At 35.9% G+C, this 16,978-nt stretch carries 16 protein-coding genes and 2 pseudogenes; 5 read left to right on the top strand and 13 right to left on the bottom strand.

Annotated elements, in window-relative coordinates:
• Window positions 1-264 precede the first annotated feature (264 nt).
• The 7 genes and pseudogenes from hpf to ACIQ7L_RS21545 form a co-directional block, all read right to left on the bottom strand.
• Entirely contained in the window at window positions 265-807 is a 543-nt protein-coding gene (gene hpf / locus ACIQ7L_RS21575) for a ribosome hibernation-promoting factor, HPF/YfiA family (RefSeq protein ID WP_097897154.1), read from the bottom strand.
• 653 nt (window positions 808-1,460) lie between these two features.
• Window positions 1,461-1,658 (bottom strand): cold shock protein CspC, encoded by a 198-nt coding sequence (gene cspC / locus ACIQ7L_RS21570; RefSeq protein ID WP_001162040.1) that lies wholly within the window; start codon window positions 1,656-1,658, stop codon window positions 1,461-1,463.
• Window positions 1,659-1,784: 126 nt separating this feature from the next.
• Window positions 1,785-2,489: a ComFC family protein gene (locus tag ACIQ7L_RS21565; RefSeq protein ID WP_400571519.1), complete on the bottom strand. Its 705-nt coding sequence runs from the start codon at window positions 2,487-2,489 to the stop codon at window positions 1,785-1,787.
• Window positions 2,489-3,838 (bottom strand): ATP-dependent helicase ComFA, encoded by a 1,350-nt coding sequence (locus ACIQ7L_RS21560; protein WP_400571517.1) that lies wholly within the window; start codon window positions 3,836-3,838, stop codon window positions 2,489-2,491. Before ACIQ7L_RS21560 ends, ACIQ7L_RS21565 begins: the two co-directional genes overlap by 1 nt.
• Window positions 3,839-3,961: 123 nt before the next feature.
• Window positions 3,962-5,336, bottom strand: a pseudogene (locus tag ACIQ7L_RS21555) (C40 family peptidase).
• Between the two features lie 252 nt (window positions 5,337-5,588).
• On the bottom strand, window positions 5,589-5,903 hold the full coding sequence (locus ACIQ7L_RS21550) for a winged helix-turn-helix transcriptional regulator (RefSeq protein ID WP_097897171.1): 315 nt from the start codon (window positions 5,901-5,903) through the stop codon (window positions 5,589-5,591).
• A 165-nt stretch (window positions 5,904-6,068) separates the two neighbouring features.
• The gene (locus tag ACIQ7L_RS21545) at window positions 6,069-6,911 is read right to left on the bottom strand and encodes a DegV family protein (RefSeq protein WP_400571515.1); all 843 of its coding nucleotides are present in this window, start codon (window positions 6,909-6,911) and stop codon (window positions 6,069-6,071) included.
• A gap of 241 nt (window positions 6,912-7,152) precedes the next feature.
• Here ACIQ7L_RS21545 and ACIQ7L_RS21540 point away from each other — a divergent pair, with 241 nt between their 5' ends.
• Together ACIQ7L_RS21540 and ACIQ7L_RS21535 are read left to right on the top strand one after the other, a co-directional pair.
• Window positions 7,153-7,791, top strand: a complete 639-nt coding sequence (locus ACIQ7L_RS21540; protein WP_400571513.1) for a YigZ family protein — start codon at window positions 7,153-7,155, stop codon at window positions 7,789-7,791.
• 102 nt (window positions 7,792-7,893) lie between these two features.
• Window positions 7,894-9,102: an LCP family protein gene (locus ACIQ7L_RS21535; RefSeq protein WP_400571511.1), complete on the top strand. Its 1,209-nt coding sequence runs from the start codon at window positions 7,894-7,896 to the stop codon at window positions 9,100-9,102.
• 45 nt (window positions 9,103-9,147) lie between these two features.
• On the opposite strand, the gene wecB is transcribed toward ACIQ7L_RS21535, so the two are convergent.
• Window positions 9,148-10,266 (bottom strand): non-hydrolyzing UDP-N-acetylglucosamine 2-epimerase, encoded by a 1,119-nt coding sequence (gene wecB / locus ACIQ7L_RS21530; RefSeq protein ID WP_400571509.1) that lies wholly within the window; start codon window positions 10,264-10,266, stop codon window positions 9,148-9,150.
• 98 nt (window positions 10,267-10,364) lie between these two features.
• A pseudogene (locus ACIQ7L_RS21525) lies at window positions 10,365-10,512 on the bottom strand (UDP-glucose 6-dehydrogenase); the annotation flags it as partial.
• A gap of 725 nt (window positions 10,513-11,237) precedes the next feature.
• Between ACIQ7L_RS21525 and ACIQ7L_RS21520 the strand changes: the two are divergent.
• Entirely contained in the window at window positions 11,238-12,311 is a 1,074-nt protein-coding gene (locus ACIQ7L_RS21520) for a glycosyltransferase family 4 protein (RefSeq protein WP_400571507.1), read from the top strand.
• Window positions 12,312-12,508: 197 nt separating this feature from the next.
• Window positions 12,509-13,246: a polysaccharide deacetylase family protein gene (locus ACIQ7L_RS21515; RefSeq protein WP_400571505.1), complete on the top strand. Its 738-nt coding sequence runs from the start codon at window positions 12,509-12,511 to the stop codon at window positions 13,244-13,246.
• A gap of 150 nt (window positions 13,247-13,396) precedes the next feature.
• On the opposite strand, the gene ACIQ7L_RS21510 is transcribed toward ACIQ7L_RS21515, so the two are convergent.
• The gene (locus ACIQ7L_RS21510) at window positions 13,397-13,810 is read right to left on the bottom strand and encodes a CHRD domain-containing protein (protein WP_400571503.1); all 414 of its coding nucleotides are present in this window, start codon (window positions 13,808-13,810) and stop codon (window positions 13,397-13,399) included.
• Between the two features lie 225 nt (window positions 13,811-14,035).
• On the opposite strand from ACIQ7L_RS21510, the gene ACIQ7L_RS21505 reads away from it, so the two are divergent.
• Window positions 14,036-15,196 carry a chromate transporter gene (locus tag ACIQ7L_RS21505; protein WP_400571501.1) on the top strand — a complete coding sequence of 387 codons (1,161 nt, stop codon included), beginning with the start codon at window positions 14,036-14,038 and terminating at the stop codon, window positions 15,194-15,196.
• A 160-nt stretch (window positions 15,197-15,356) separates the two neighbouring features.
• Here ACIQ7L_RS21505 and ACIQ7L_RS21500 read toward each other — a convergent pair whose 3' ends face one another.
• The 3 genes from ACIQ7L_RS21500 to ACIQ7L_RS21490 all read right to left on the bottom strand — a co-directional run.
• Window positions 15,357-15,770 (bottom strand): DUF3021 domain-containing protein, encoded by a 414-nt coding sequence (locus ACIQ7L_RS21500; RefSeq protein WP_400571500.1) that lies wholly within the window; start codon window positions 15,768-15,770, stop codon window positions 15,357-15,359.
• A gap of 4 nt (window positions 15,771-15,774) precedes the next feature.
• Entirely contained in the window at window positions 15,775-16,224 is a 450-nt protein-coding gene (locus ACIQ7L_RS21495) for a LytTR family DNA-binding domain-containing protein (protein WP_400571498.1), read from the bottom strand.
• A 350-nt stretch (window positions 16,225-16,574) separates the two neighbouring features.
• On the bottom strand, window positions 16,575-16,978 hold a 404-nt coding region (locus ACIQ7L_RS21490; protein ID WP_400571496.1), incomplete at its 5' end, for a hypothetical protein.

Genomic DNA, 16,978 nt, shown 5'->3' with positions numbered 1-16,978 from the left:
TTCATCAATCAGTCGTTATAAAAAGCAAATTTATTTTCTGCCAAGTTTTCTCCTAATTAAAAAACAAAATGTATACACCTAATGGTAATTGTAACACTTGTCTTATAACTATGACAACAATCGTCCAAATGTCAATCCTAAATTAAGGGAAGCTTTGATTAATAGGGCCCTATTACAAAGTTTTACTCAACCTTTATATGGAAAAACAACTCACTTTCATGAAAATAAAAAAGCGTAGCTTTTTACAGCTACGCTTTCGACTTATTATTTTGTTTCAATTAATCCATATTTTCCATCTTTGCGGCCATATACAACATTAGTTTCATTTGTATCCGCATTTGTGAAGACGAAGAAGTTATGACCTAACATATCCATTTGTAAAATAGCTTCTTCAACGTCCATTGGTTTTAAATCAAATCGTTTTGTACGTACAAGTTCTAATTCATCCTCTTGCACTTCTTCTTGAACCGCTACCGGCTCTGTAAGAATAAATGCATTTTTAGGAGAACCTTTTTCACGTAATTTACGATTCACTTTTGTTTTATGTTTACGAATTTGTCGTTCAATTTTATCTACTACCAAATCAATTGCAGCATACATATCGCTGTGAGTTTCTTCTGCACGAAGTAATAAATCTGTAAATGGGATTGTTACCTCGACACGCTGCTTGTCAGAGTATACTTTTAAATTAACTTTAATCTCTGGGAATGTATCAAAATAACGCTCTAGTTTACCAAGTTTTTTTTCGACATAATCCTTTAATGCTGGAGTTACTTCAATATTTTCACCACGAATGTTGAATTTCATAGATGAATTCCTCCTTTCAAGCCTATGTATACTGTTTCGACAACGGCTTAAAAATTCCTTCTAACTTTTTAAAAAAAGTTAGCGAAATTGCAATTTTTTTATCGTTTTTTGTTGAAAAGAAAAGATGCATCGTTTCTATTTTTATTTTACCCTATTTACATCGTAATTAACGAATATAAGTGTGGACAATTCGTTACAGAAAAGAAACAACTTTTCGACAACGTTTTCAATAATAGTAATAAACGACTTAAAACCATTTCTTTTAGGTGGGAGAGAGCATCCGCCCTTGGATAGAAACGGTCAGGACTTTTTTTAGCCCCATGCCATGCAAAAGCAGAAGGAGATGATGAGCGAAAGTCTCCTTTTGTTTTTCATAGCCGTAATGTACATACTAGCAAATCAAAATTCAATTTATAAATTGAAAATCGGCATAAATTCTAAGCTTTCAGTGGGAAATAACATCCGCCCTTGGATAGTAGCGGTCAGGGACCTTTTTATCCCCATGCTATGTAAAAAAAGAAGGAGACAATGAGTAGCAGTCTCCTTCTGTTCTTTATAGCCGCAATTTTTATGTTGAAAGATCAAATTAAATATTATATAAACCGCCACCACATACGCAGCTCTATGTTTCTCACAAAACGATTCATTCAAAATTACAATTTCACAACATTCGCTGCTTGCGGTCCACGCGCTCCATCTACAATATCAAATTCTACCTTTTGACCTTCTTCTAATGACTTATATCCATCTTGTTGAATTGCAGAAAAATGGACAAAAACATCATCACCATCTTCGCGCTCAATAAACCCAAATCCTTTTTCTGCATTGAACCACTTTACTCTTCCTTGCATGTTCGTTCCATTCCCTTCACTCTAAAAATCAGGACATTTGCCCTATAATTTGACTATACCGAATGACAACATATCAAGTCAAAGAAGACCTGTCGTCTTTTTATTGTATCTTTCGACATACACATATTACCCGCGGCACAGCGTCAGGCTTGAAACACTTTGAGCCCCCGCATCATACAAAAGCTGTCCAACTTGCCTAACCGTAATCCCTGTCGTGTACACATCATCAACGAGTAAAAGATGTTTCCCAGCAACCATCTCTTCTTCTCGAAAGTAAAAAGGATTTGCTGCCGAAAGTCTTTCTACACGCTTTTTTTTACTCTGTTTTTCCGTCTCATGTCTACTTAAAGACGTTTGCAAAATTTGAATTGGCAAACAAGATGCTAATAGCTCCGCCTGATTAAAGCCGCGCTCATATTCTCGTTCCCTACTAAGCGGAACTGGAAGGATGGCCTCATAATTTGAAAAATATTTTAGAAATGCCGTGGCAAAATTTGTATAAAAAATCCGTACAAGCTCCGCATCCCCTCGAAACTTAAACTGAGCTAATATTTCCTTCATTCCATCGTTATAAGCATATACAGATCGATTCTTTATCAATCTGAATCTCCCTTCTTCTCTCCAACTAACACAATCTTTGCATATATCTCCTTCTCTATATTCCTGATCAAGAAAAGCAAACGGCCGACCGCAATCATCACAAATTTCTCCTATAATATAGGAAAGCTTTCGTTCACACCGATCGCATATGTACCGCTTTTGTGACTGAATAAAAAAAGAATACCAGCTAGCAGCCTCAGAAATGTAATCATCACAAAGTAGACAATGCATCAATCTATCACCCCTTGTTGCTTCGCCTTCTTATTCATAAATTGAATATGCTTTTTTGCACGAATCATTGCTTCTGTTTTTCCATAATGAAAATAGAGAATATCCCCATCCGGTTCACGAGAGCTCCTGCCAACACGGCCAGCAATTTGAACAAGTGCACTTTCTGAAAAAATAACATCTTCTGCACCTAACACAGCTACTTGTAGGTTTGCAACTGTTACACCACGCTCCAAAATGGTTGTCGTTACTAATAGTGGAATATCTCCTTTACGAAAGGCCGCTACTTTTTCTTTTCTCTTTGGATCTTCCGCATGAACACCTTCAATTCGATCATCTAATTCTTTTAATAATAAACATACTTCGTCTACGTAGCGCACGTGGGGAACAAATAAAAAAATAGGATATTGTTTATCTAGATATATGTTTAACCATTGTAGTAACGCATGGGGAATTTTTTTACGTCTGAGGAATTTTTTCCAATCACCACACCACTGAAACTTAGGAATTGGCAAAGGATAACGATGATAACGTCCTGGAATAATGACACCTTTTTGTTTACCACTTTGAATATTACGTTTCCACTTCTCTTCTGGGGTCGCAGTTAAATAAATACGTGCGCCTCTCTCTTTACTTGCTTGCTCTACCGCATGATGTAACATTTTGTCCATCGTATATGGAAAGGCGTCAATCTCATCTACAATCATGACATCAAATGCCCTATAATAACGAAGCAACTGATGTGTTGTGGATATGATAAGTTTTGCTTCCTTTTCACGATCTAGACTACCACCATACAGTGCCGCAACTGGTACATTTGGAAAGACCGTTTGTAACCGGGGAGCTAATTCCAGCACGACATCGGTCCGGGGCGTCGCAATACAAACGCACTCTCCCTTTTTTAGTGCCTCTTCGATACCATAAAATAGCATTTCTGTCTTACCAGCACCGCATACCGCCCATATAAAAAAAGATTCTTTTCGGCACACTGCTTCTGCTACGCCATTTGCTGCTATTTCCTGCCCGGGTGATAGCTTTCCCTCCCACTGTAAAGGTTGTGACAGGAACTCTCTTTCTATATCACGAGTACCTCGAACAATCATTGTACATTCTCCCACTCGCCCCATCGTGATACATTTTCGGCAATACGTACACATTTGATTGCACCTTTTACATAAAAACGATGCAAATAACCGCTGCTCTGTATTTCCACAGCGCTGGCATACAGAGCGTGAAGATTTCTTGGTTATCCCTTTTGCTAAAGAAATATCTCCTCGTCTTTCTAAAAACTCTAGTTCATCCTTCGATAACGAAAGTTCTTCTAGTAACATTTGCTTTCCTGCTAGCATCATCAAGCACCTCCAGCTCTACTATAATCCCTTCTCGTTATCTCGTAAAAAATCAAAAAAGCCGATAACCTACTTATAAAATAGTAAGCTATCGACTTTATACACATGTTTTATATCATTCAAATCCTAGAATCTACCATAACCTAAGAAATGTTTTTGATTGTAGCTGCTGCTTAAGTCAGAATATCCAATACCACTATCACCAGCATGAATCATTTTTCCATTACCAGCGTAAATACCGATGTGAGATGGACCTGATTTATACGTACCTTGGAAGAATACTAAATCTCCTGGTTGTGGGCTACTTACTTTAGAAACTGAGTTCCAGTAACCAGCAACATCTTGACGACCTACACCATAAATGTAAGAAATGAAACCACTGCAGTCAAAACCGCCGTTTGATGGAGATGCACTTCCCCAAACATATGGCTTACCAAGATATTGTTCCGCTTTACCAATTATGCCACCTGCATTTGAAGCTGGTGCTGACTCAGCTGGTTTTTTCTCTTGTTTTGGTTGTTCTTTCTTAGGTTGCTCTTTTGTAGCTTGTCCACCATTATTTGCTGGAGCAGCTGGTTGTGCCGGCTGTTGAGCTTGCTCTGCTTGTTTCTTAGCAGCTGCTTCTTGTGCCGCTTTTTCTTGCGCTTCTTTTTCAGCTAATTGTTGTAAGTATAATGCTTGTTTTTCAAGCTCTTTCAATTGACCTTCTGTACTTGTCATATTGTTTACAACAGTATCCATTTTACCATTTAAATCAGTTACTGCTTCTTGTTTTTTTGCTTTTTCAGCGTCAAGTTCTTTCTTTGCAGTTTCGATTTGTGCTTGTGCTTCTTTTAATTCTTTTTGTTTTACTTTAACCGTTTCAACATCTTTTTTCACAGCTGCTTGATCGTCTTGTTGTGTTTTCATGATATCTTCATCAGATGCAAGAATTTTAGAAACAGAAGTTAAGCGATCTACTAAATCTGCAAGGTTTTTAGAGTTTACAACAACCTCTGTTACAACGTTCGTGTTTGGTTGTTCTTGAAGTGCTACTAAACGCTTTCTTAATAAATCTTCACGTTTTGCAATTTTTGTTTGTAACTCTGCGATATCTTTATTCTTTTTCTCGATTAATTGCTCTGTTTCTGCAACTTTTTTTGTTGTTTCATCAAGCTTTGCTGCATTTTCTTGAACAGACTTATCTAAACCTTGAATTGTTTTATTTAAGTCATTCATTTGTTTTTGAAGCTCATCACGTTCTTGTTGTTGTTTATGTAAAGTGTCATTTTGTGCGTTAATCTGTGTTTTTACATCGTTCATATTTTCTGCGAATACACTTGGTGTTACTACTGAAAACATCATTCCTGCAGCTAATACGCAAGAAGCCATCTTTAGCTTTTTCATTTTATTTTTACACCGCTTTCTTTTTTTCTTTTTCCGAATATAATCTACTAAAATTTATACCATAATTCGGGAGTTTTTTTATCAATGTTACGTTTTTGTAAAATAAATGTAATATTTTCTTTGTAATCCTATGACAAAATCGCTCTAATCCTGTATTTATTTGCAGAATCTTAAGAAAAACACACTATTTTTTCATGCAATTGTCATTCGCTTGTTACATAAAGTGAAACTTTAATCAGTGGGGATTTCTTCATCCTCACTGATTATTAGCCCTCACAATTCGTGCTGTTGCGGGATAAAAAAACGCAGAGGAATTTCCCCTGCGTTTTTTCTCAATATAGAAAACCTCACGAAGCACAACTTAACTTTAATCCACCCATTTTTCAGCCCAACTTTGGACTTCATTCATAACGCTTTCCAATGCTTTCCCTTTATCTGTTAGCCCATATTCGATTCTAACAGGTACTTCTGGATAAACGTTACGTACAACGATACCTTCGCTCTCTAATTCCTTTAAACGTTCCGACAACATACGATCACTCATATTTGGGATAATATCAGCGATTTCTCTAAAACGCTTCGGCTCTTCTAGTAAAGATTTAATAATTAAACCTGTCCACTTCTTACTAAGCAGTGTAAAAGCCGATTCAAACTTTGGACATAAACAAGAATTATGCTCCATATGTTTCACCTCACCTTTATTATAAAATAGTTTCTTATAAAAAATAAGCAATAAAACTTTCCTCATTTAAGATTATGTACATTTTATCACTTCCAAATATTAACTTGTCAAATAGATACCTACCGTAAAAAAACTCTCTTCAAACAGAGAGCTTTTACATCTTTATTATTTTGTATACCAACCTAAACCAAGTGAACCTTCGCCTAAATGTGTACCAATTACAGCACCAAAATAACTAATACGGATTGTAACATGAGGGTATTCTTCTTGTAATTCTTGCTGCCACGCTTTCGCTTCCTCTTTGCGATTCGCATGAATAATAACAGCTTCCATCGGTACACCTTTACTTGCCTGCTCATCAAAAATTTCAACAATGCGCTTTAATGCTTTTTTGCGGGTGCGAATTTTTTCAAATGGAATAATAATCTTATCTCTAAAATATAAAACCGGCTTTACTTGTAGCAAGCTACCAATAAAAGCCTGCGCACTATTTAAGCGACCGCCTCGCTGTAAATGATGCAAATCATCTACAACAAAATACGCATCTATTGTTTGCTTCATTTCATCAAATCGCGTCAAAATTTCTTCAGGTGTTTTTCCTTCACTTGCCATTCTTACACCTTCACGAACATAAAACCCTTGTACTTCACAACTAATTTCAGAATCATACGTATATACGTCAATTCCTTGGACCATCTGCCCGGCTGTTGTTGCTGTTTGATATGTACCACTAATCCCACTTGAAAGATGGATACTAATAACAGCGTCATATTCTTTCGCTAATTCCTCAAATAGCTCTACAAATTTTCCAATTGCTGGTTGAGAAGTCTTAGGAAGTTCTTCCTGCTCACGTACTTTTACATAAAAATCATCCGCTGTAATCTCTGTTTCTTCTTGATAAGATTCCGTCCCAAAAACTACATTTAATGGAATCATATGTATATTGAGTTCTTCACGAATATGCCTTGGTATATATGCTGTACTATCAGTAACAATAGCTGTTCTCATTTTCGTACCTACCTTATAAAAAAAAGTTTTTATTCCCTAATTTTACACGAAAACCAGAAAAGGTGCATTAATGTATGAGAATGCTGGCTTAAAATTATAATAAATGTCTCGACAATTTACAACAAAGACACTAAATTTATCTTACAAATTATAATATGTTTGTAAAAAATGTTTGAATCTAAAAACTCCCCCTTTTACAATGTAAAGTACTAAGCATTTTGAAAGATAGGGGCGTATACCATTGCTATTACAATATTTAACAATCAAAGGCTACGGTGAGCACGAAATTGTCATTCAAAGATCAAGATTTATTTGCTATATTAGCCGAGCCACAACAGAAGAAGAGGCTCAAGAGTTTATCCAAAAAATAAAAAAGCAGCACTGGAATGCGACACATAACTGTTCTGCTTATTTAATTGGTGAACAAAATCAAATTCAAAAGGCGAATGATGATGGTGAACCGAGCGGTACAGCTGGCGTACCAATGTTAGAAGTACTAAAAAAACGCGATTTGAAAGATATAGTTGTTGTCGTTACACGTTATTTTGGTGGCATTAAACTTGGTGCCGGCGGTTTAATTCGTGCATATGGAAAATGTACAAGTGAAGGAATTCGTCACGTAGGTGTTGTAGAACGCAAACTAATGCGCGTTATGAAGACAGAGATTGATTATACGTTACTTGGTAAAGTTGAAAACGAATTACGTCACTCAGAGTACGCGATTAAAGATATACATTATCTAGAAAACGTGACATTTGATATTTACGTAGAGGAAGACCAAAAGCATAATTTCAAAAATTGGATGATTGAGCTAACAAATGGGAAATGTACAATTGAAGAAGACAATATGTTGTATTTAGAGCAAGATGCTCCGCAATAAACCTACATTCCTATTATCAATGACAAATCAAGTTATTCTACCTCCCAATCTTGCGATAGAATAACTGAAAATAATACCTTACAAATTAAAAGGAGATTATATATGGAAGATCGTTATTATCATCTCCAGAAAAGAAGAGTTAAGAAGAAGCGAAGACGTAAACTTTTCGTATTCCTTATTTTCGCATGTTTACTTGGTAGCGTAGGACTTTATATGTTTAATTCCTATTCTTCTCTCATGGGGATGTATAGTGGCTTTACACGTGATAAGTCCAAATTACGAACAGAAGAAGTTCAAATTACGAAAGAGCCTTTCACTATTCTCATTATGGGAATTGAAGATTATGCAACCGATGGAAAAAATGGTCGTACCGATTCTCTTATGATTGCAACAGTGGATCCAAAATCTCAAAAAGTTTCCCTCATGAGCATTCCACGTGACTCTCGGGTTACGATTGCAGGAAAGAATAAAAAAGATAAAATCAATGCGGCGCATGCTTACGGTGGAGAAAAGATGGCGATAGATACTGTCGAAAACTTTTTAAAAGTTCCTGTCGATCACTATATTAAAATTGACTTCCAAGGATTTAAAGGCATTGTTGATGCCGTTGGCGGTGTTACAGTAGATGTTCCTTTTGATTTCTGGGAACGTTCTGATATAGACTACGATAAGAAAATTAACTTTAAGCAAGGCAAACAAAACTTGAATGGGGAAGAAGCACTTGCTTATGTTCGCATGCGAAAACAAGATCCAAATGGAGATTACGGCCGTGCAGCGAGACAACGTCAAGTACTCGCTGCTGTTGTACACAAGTTGAATTCCACTTCAACAGTATTTAAGATTAAAGATTTAACAACAGTAATTGGAAAATATGTAAAAACTGATATCCCTATATCTGACGGACTCGCCCTTTACAATAAATTTTCTGGATTTGATCCTGCTAATATCGAAACACTTAAGTTAGAAGGTGAAGATAAAAAAATAGATGGTATCTATTACTTCCTACCTAATGAGATGAGTGTTCAGACAGTTCATAATACCATTCTGAAAAACATTGGAAAAGGAGATCAGCAAACAGATTCTACAACTGATACAAATACAAATACAGGTACAGATTCAAACGAAAACACAAATACAAATACAAATACAAATACAAGTTCAAATGACAATACAGATTCAAGTAAAAATGAATCTGCGAATTCACACTCTAGTACAAATTCTAAAAAAGAATCTACTGAAAATAAAAAACCAACAATACCATCTGCATCTACAAATGCCCATGCAGAATGGATTATGCGAAATCATCAGTAAAAAAAATAAAAAGAGCCAATTCTTATAGGAATTGGCTCTTTTTACTTACTTTTTATTAAAGTATTGTAAAATTGCTTCTACGATACGCTCTGAAGCACGACCATCACCGTAAGGGTTAGATGCTTGTGCCATTTTGTCATGCGCTTCTTTATTTGATAACAATTCATCAGCAAGTGTAAAGATTGTTTCCTCATCTGTACCTGCTAATTTCAATGTACCTGCTTCAATGCCTTCTGGACGTTCTGTCGTATCACGAAGAACAAGAACTGGTACACCAAGAGACGGAGCTTCCTCTTGTACACCACCAGAGTCTGTTAGCATTAAGTATGAACGAGCTGCAACATTATGGAAATCAATTACGTCTAGCGGCTCAATTAAATGAATACGGGTATGGTCTCCTAAAATTTCGTTTGCTGTTTCACGAACAACAGGATTCATATGAACCGGGTACACAACTTGTACATCTTCGTGTTTGTCAACAAGACGTTTAATAGCGCGGAACATGTTGCGCATTGGCTCACCTAAGTTTTCACGGCGATGCGCTGTCATAAGTATAAGACGATCATTTCCAAGCTTCTCTAATACTGGATGACTGTATGTCTCTTTTACAGTTGTTTTAAGTGCATCAATCGCTGTATTTCCTGTTACAAAAATACGTGCTTCATCTTTATTCTCTTTTTGTAAGTTCGTTGCTGATTTTGTTGTAGGAGAGAAATGAAGATCTGCCATTACACCTGTTAATTGACGGTTCATTTCTTCTGGATATGGAGAATATTTATCCCATGTGCGAAGTCCTGCTTCAACATGTCCTACTGGAATTTGATTATAAAAGGCTGCAAGGCTCGCAATAAATGTCGTTGTTGTATCACCATGAACAAGAACAATATGAGGTTTCGCTTCCTTCATTACTTTATCTAGACCTTCTAAACCACGTGTTGTAATATCAATTAAAGTTTGACGATCTTTCATAATATTCAAATCAAAGTCTGGTGTAATACCAAAGATATTCAGCACTTGATCTAACATTTGACGATGCTGCGCTGTTACTGTCACAATCGGCTCAATTTTCTCAGAATGCTTTTGCAACTCTAACACAAGAGGTGCCATTTTTATCGCTTCTGGACGTGTTCCAAAAATCGTCATTACTTTTAAACGTTCAGTCATTTCACTGCCTCTTTTCTTTCACTAATTACAATATATGCTGTTATTGTTACACTGTCATTATATATGAGAATACAGTCGGACAAAAGAAAGTGTCCTAACTAGACGATAGAAACATTACGATTACAAATGCTCTCTCTTCCAAGCAGAGTAGTAATCCAATCTATGTTTCGCAACGTCCTCAACAGTATAACAATTTCTCCCATCAAATAAAATAGGTTCCCTCATAAGCGTTACATACCTTTCTAATAAACACCGCACTAGCTCCTATGATTGCTTCATTCGTTCTATTTTCCTCTTATCTATATCAAAACACATAACTGCCCCTAATCTACTCCTATAATTAATCCTACATATCCAGTACTCATCACTGTAATTTTCATTCGTTTTTTTTGCACAGGATACTTTTTTTCACTTCAAAATAAGACATACGTGTATCTCTTTAAATGAAAAACAATGAGATACTTCTTTATTATATGAAAGGGGTTTTTCTTTCTTTTTTTTAGATTTTGTAAAAGAATATGATTCAGTTTTTCATGCCATTTCCAGCGTACATTTGCACTTTACATATTCATTTCCATATTTTAACATGGAACGTACGTATTTTAACGTGAAACACTTATAGTAAATAAACTTTTGTATCGATCATTCCTATTCATAGTCACTTATAGGCAATACTCCCCTATCAATGTACAGGAAAAAGGCTGCTAGGAGGATCCTTCTATTCGATTGCAATTTAAATGAAAAATGTTTATACCATATACTATTGTAAAGATTTTGTAACCTTCTCTCTTGAGAGCACATTCATCATAGATTTGTCATATATTTTATTCATTTCCAATTACAGTGAATAGAAAAAAAGATTGAATTCTAATCTTTTTGTGATACCATATGTTATGAGCCCGCAAACAAACATCATAATTTTCAGATAACTTCTTTAAAAATTAAGTTAAAATATAAGAGGTGGGGTATTAATGGACTCACAAGTGATTTATGCAGTTTTGGCATCTTTCATTACTGTACTAGTCGTTACTCCTTTCGTTATCAAATTAGCATTTAAGATCGGAGCAACAGATAAGCCAAACGCACGTAAAGTACACCAAAAAATAATGCCTCGTCTAGGTGGACTGGCAATTTTCATCGGTGTAGCTGTAGGATTTATTGTTAGTGGATTATATGAGCAAAGAATGCTATCAATAAGCTTAGGTGCTGTTATCATCGTCATCATCGGTATTTTAGATGATATGTATGAATTATCAGCGAAGGTAAAATTCGGTGGACAATTATTAGTTGCTATACTCATTGTAAAAAGTGGATTATTAGTACAGGTATTGTATATCCCATTCCTAGGGGATACTGAACTTGGGTTACTTGCATACCCAATTACAGTATTTTGGATTGTCGGTATTACAAACGCCATTAACTTAATTGATGGACTAGACGGATTATCCGCTGGAATTTCATCCATCGTTCTTGCAACGTTAGCATATATGGCCTTTACAAGCCCTATGGGTACTGGTGCTGTAATCATTCTGCCACTAGCACTTATTGCACTTGCAAGTACACTTGGATTTTTATTCTATAACTTCCATCCAGCAAAAATTTTCATGGGAGATACAGGTGCGCTATTTTTAGGATATTGTATATCTGTTTTATCGTTACTCGGATTATACAAAAGTGTAACGTTATTCAGTTTCCTTGTTCCTATCATCATTTTAGGTGTTCCTATCTTTGATACAACATTTGCGATTATCAGACGCATTGTGAATAAGAAACCAATTTCTGCACCAGATAAGTCGCATTTACATCACCGTCTGTTGGCAATGGGCTTCTCTCACCGTGCAACGGTACTTATCATTTACGCATTTGGTATTTTCTTTAGCGTAAATGCAATCATTTTCACTAGCGCAACATTATGGTTATCCATTATTCTTCTGTTTGTCTTGATTTTCTTTACTGAAATCGTGGCAGAAATAATCGGTCTTGTGCACGAACGTTATAAACCAATTATTTCCTTCTATAAAAAAGTGAAAAAACGCGAAGAATAATTGTAGTATAGCCTTTATTACTATGAAATATTCAGATAGCATCCTTTCTTTTAAGAGAGGATGCTATTTTTCATTTCCATAATATAGTTTGTTTGAGAGTGCTTCTATTGGAGAAAGCTATACATATAAAGAAGATAATGAGAAACGTCTCTCGATGCCTTCTTACATCTTTGATTGTTAAACTGAGGGTGAGTGTTATGATCAAGCAAGTATTTCAATGTATTATCATATTTTTAGTCATTACTACATGTACGACATCTTATACTGAAGCAGCGACTAACTCTCCACTTGAACATCGTTCTACTACTCAGACTGCTTCTATTCCGCAAAAAATTGCGTACTTAACATTTGATGATGGACCAAATAAATACACATCACAAATTTTAAACATCTTAAAACAAAAGCATGGAAAAGCAACCTTCTTTGTTATTGGTGGAAAAGTACCACATTACCCACAAACGATGAAACGCTTAATTGAGGAAGGACATTATATTGGGCTGCATAGTATGTCTCATGATGTAAAACGTCTATATACTGGCGATCCATCTGCTTTAATTTCTGAAATGGAGCAAGCTCAAACAATCGTCCAGCAAGTAACAAATTTAGATACACATCTTGTTCGCGTTCCATATGGCAGTATGCCGTATTTAAAAAAGAATTATCGTGATGCACTTGTTTCCGCTCAGTACAAAATGTGGGATTGGACGATCGATACATATGACTGGAAAAGCTATGATAATCCTTCTGCTATACTGGATCGGGTTATGAACCAAAGCAACGAACAAGTAGAAGTCATTTTAATGCACGATTCTAGTGTCACTGTAAAAATTCTTCCAAAGGTAATTGACTATCTTCAAGCAAAAGGTTATACACTTCTTGCTTATAACCCTTCCTCTCACTTAGAGGTGAACTTTTGGAAGGACACAAGATTGTAACAGCTTTAGTATATATACTAGAGCTGTTTGTTTTTTCTCTTTCCATTTTTGTGTTTAAAGAGTGATAAAAAATCCCCCACAAAAAATAGTGGGATTAAAGACTGCCTGTGAAATTTCAACTTCACAGACGTTTTTATCTATTTCATATTCCTAGCTCTTTACCTCCTCCACCATTCCCCGTATTTCTCCCTTTTCAAATCTCTTTGTATGAACATTTATATATGCATTTTCATGATCTACCTCTTCAATAAGATTCTCAAATATCTTTCTTTGCAAAGGCCCTTCTAGGTCTTCAATCGTTACCACACCTGTAATTATCCCTTCATTCACGCTAATCCCGTGCCTCACAGGGCCATATAAAAATAAAACTTCTGGACCTATCTGATTCTTTTTTCCTAAATGAATCTGACATGATGTAACTTCCTCAATGTTTTTCAATATAATTCTATAATATATTTTTGTTAAATCATTATTAAAAATAAATTCTGTTACACCATAAGCCTTTGTATTTACAGGAGGTACTTCCATCTCCCCTTTTAGCCGAGCAAAGAAATGTTTTTTCATACGAGCAACATTCTCCTTATATAAATTTCACCTTACTTTAGGTACCCCTTTAACTAATTTATTACTAGGACATAATAAATTATGACTTTTTCAACTTCGCTTTCTTGAAAGCATGTTACTTCTCTTCAAAAATATTTACAAAAGCTTTACATAACAACCATTCCTTCTACATAACCACTTCTTGTATAATGCACGTATATTTAAAATCCCACAGGGAGGTTCACTTTGAAAACAATATTTGAAATTTTCTTCGTATCGCTTAAACTAGGATTCACTTCTTTTGGTGGACCTACGGCTCATCTCGGATACTTCCATCACGAATATGTACAAAAACGAAAATGGATGGATGAGCGAAGCTATGGAGATTTAGTGGCACTGTGTCAATTCCTTCCTGGTCCTGCAAGCAGCCAAGTTGGAATCGGCATCGGTTTATCCCGCGGAGGACTCCTTGGAGCTGTAGTTGCTTGGGCCGGCTTTACACTCCCATCAGTTCTCGTTCTTGTCTTTTTCGCTTCACTACTCCAGCAATTTCATATAGAGGAAGCTGGCTGGATTCATGGGTTAAAACTTGTAGCAGTAGCGATTGTTGCTCATGCAATATGGGGAATGGCACAGAAATTAACACCGGACCGAAACCGAACAACAATTGCAATTATTACTGCTGCAATTGCATTATTATTTCCAAGTGCTTTGACGCAAGTCACACTTATTCTACTTGCTGGTCTTATCGGTTGGCTCTTATATCGTAAGCACGATATTCCACCTGCTAGCAAAACACATATTCCTGTTTCACGTATAACTGCCGCCTCATGTCTCTTACTATTTTTTAGTTTATTATTCCTGTTACCAATATTACGACCATTTTCGCACTGGATTGCCATGTTTGATAGTTTCTATCGCTCTGGCTCACTCGTGTTTGGCGGAGGACATGTCGTTCTTCCTCTTCTCGAAAATGAATTTGTATTAAATGGCATGATGACAAAAGAGCAGTTTCTAGCAGGATACGGCTTAACACAAGCTGTACCAGGCCCTCTTTTTACATTTGCATCTTACATAGGAGCTGTGCTGGATGGACTACTAGGAGCTACTCTTGCGACAATTGCTATCTTTCTCCCAGCGTTCTTACTCATCATTGGCGTATTGCCATTTTGGGATCAGATTAGACGCTGTTCATATGTACAAGGTGCACTCCTCGGCATTAATGCCGCTGTTGTTGGTATTTTACTATCAGCTTTTTACAACCCAATTTGGACAAGTTCCGTTATGAGTACAATTGACTTTGTCATCGCTTCTCTCTTATTTTGTCTATTAGCATTTTGGAAAGCACCTCCATGGATCATTGTTATTCTTGGCGCTTTAAGTGGCTATATTCTTTATATTATCTAGCCATACAAAGTTACCGCCTTCAAATAGTGTATTTTAAAACAACACACTTTTAACCCATATCTGTATGAAAATATATTCGTGTTTAGTTGTGTTTAAACCAAAAAAAATAAGCCATATTGGCTTATTTTCGTATATCGAGCATTCAACAGAACACAACATCTTATTTCAGTTCATTATTCAAGTCCTCGATTTTTTTCTTCCAATAGATTGTCATCGTGAGCCATATAATGAAATAAACAACGATAAAGCTACCTATACAAATAAGAATCGGAACGAGATGATTCGGAACCCAGCCAATCCAAATAGCAATTGGTAAAAATGTGCCCAACAAAATAATAAAATGAATCATTGTTTGTTTTAGAATGCTCCATTCTTCCTTCTCAAACACAAAGGAAGCAAATGAAAAAATCAGCCCGACAATATTTGCTGTAACAAGATAAACAAGTAGTGTTTTTACCTCTATATTCTCCATTCCTTTTACATAACCAATCCCTAAAAACAATAGGCTATAAAACATTGCCATCGCCATTCCAGAAAGCACCTTTCCGCCAATTCTATCAAATAATGTAACCATATTTCTAACCTCCTCCTATATTTAAAGCTGCTTTAATAAGTGGTACATATTTTCTCGAAACGTACTCTTTCATTCCATTTGAAAAGTGAGCACACATACTTCCGCTAAACGACATTTCAAAACTCGTTACATGTTGTAAATTTGCTAATATCGATTTTGAAAATCGTACAAAGCGATCGTCTTGTAACCTTGTTTCTAGCTCATACAACCTCGACTTTACTTCAAGCCTCCCCTTCGTTGTCTGTGCCATCACTTTTCTTCCCTCAGCATAAAACCAATAAATATCTTTTAGTTCCAACAAATAATATTGCTGCTCTAGAATTCCCACAATTTGCTTCACACTCCCCCCTTCTATCCTTTTTACAAGATGGTGAATTTCATCCGTTACTTCTTTTGCTTTTACAATAATCTCTATCTCATCTTGTGATGGGTCTAATTCAATGTGGATTTTCAATGGCTCCCACCTCCTTTGCACTTTCATTGTTACATATATTTGAAAAAAAGATATAGATTGCTACATAAGTGGTTTTGTTTTCGTCATAACTAAACCTTTTTCAAGCACAAAAAACCTTGCATACGCAAGGTTTCATTCTTCTGCTGCCATTTTCTTATATAACGTTACAAATTCGCTCGCTAGTTCCTTCAACAGTAATTGCATTCATTGAATGTACCGACATAACATGTTTCTCTAAAAACTGAACCATCTATTTAAAGCTCATATAGAATAAGGAGTCTATCTGTTATAGTTTCAACAAATAGGATCCTTACCCTTATTAATTTATTGAATTTTCTGTTATTTATTTTTCAAGTTACACCACCTGAATTACATTGAATTTTATTACGAATTTTCAGATAATTAACAAGAATACAAATTGAGGGGAGTTTTTTTATGAAAAAAAAATTTTTTGTATTACCTGCGGTGGCCTTATTAGCACTTCCAGCATTCGGTTTTAGCAACGCTTCAGCTGCTACAAGTATTAATCCATCATCTGAGAACCCTACTAACATTACTTTTATGGATCCACCACCACCTGAGAACCCTACTAACATTACTTTCATGGATCCACCACCACCTGAGAACCCTACTAACATTACTTTTATGGATCCACCACCACCTGAGAACCCTACTAACATTACTTTTATGGATCCACCACCACCTGAGAACCCTACTAATATTACTTTTATGGATCCACCACCACCTGATACGT

The organism is Bacillus sp. NPDC094106, assembly GCF_044764345.1.
GTDB lineage: Bacteria > Bacillota > Bacilli > Bacillales > Bacillaceae_G > Bacillus_A.
The sequence above is the reverse complement of the archived record's forward strand: the minus strand, read 5'-3'. Positions and strand labels throughout refer to the sequence as shown.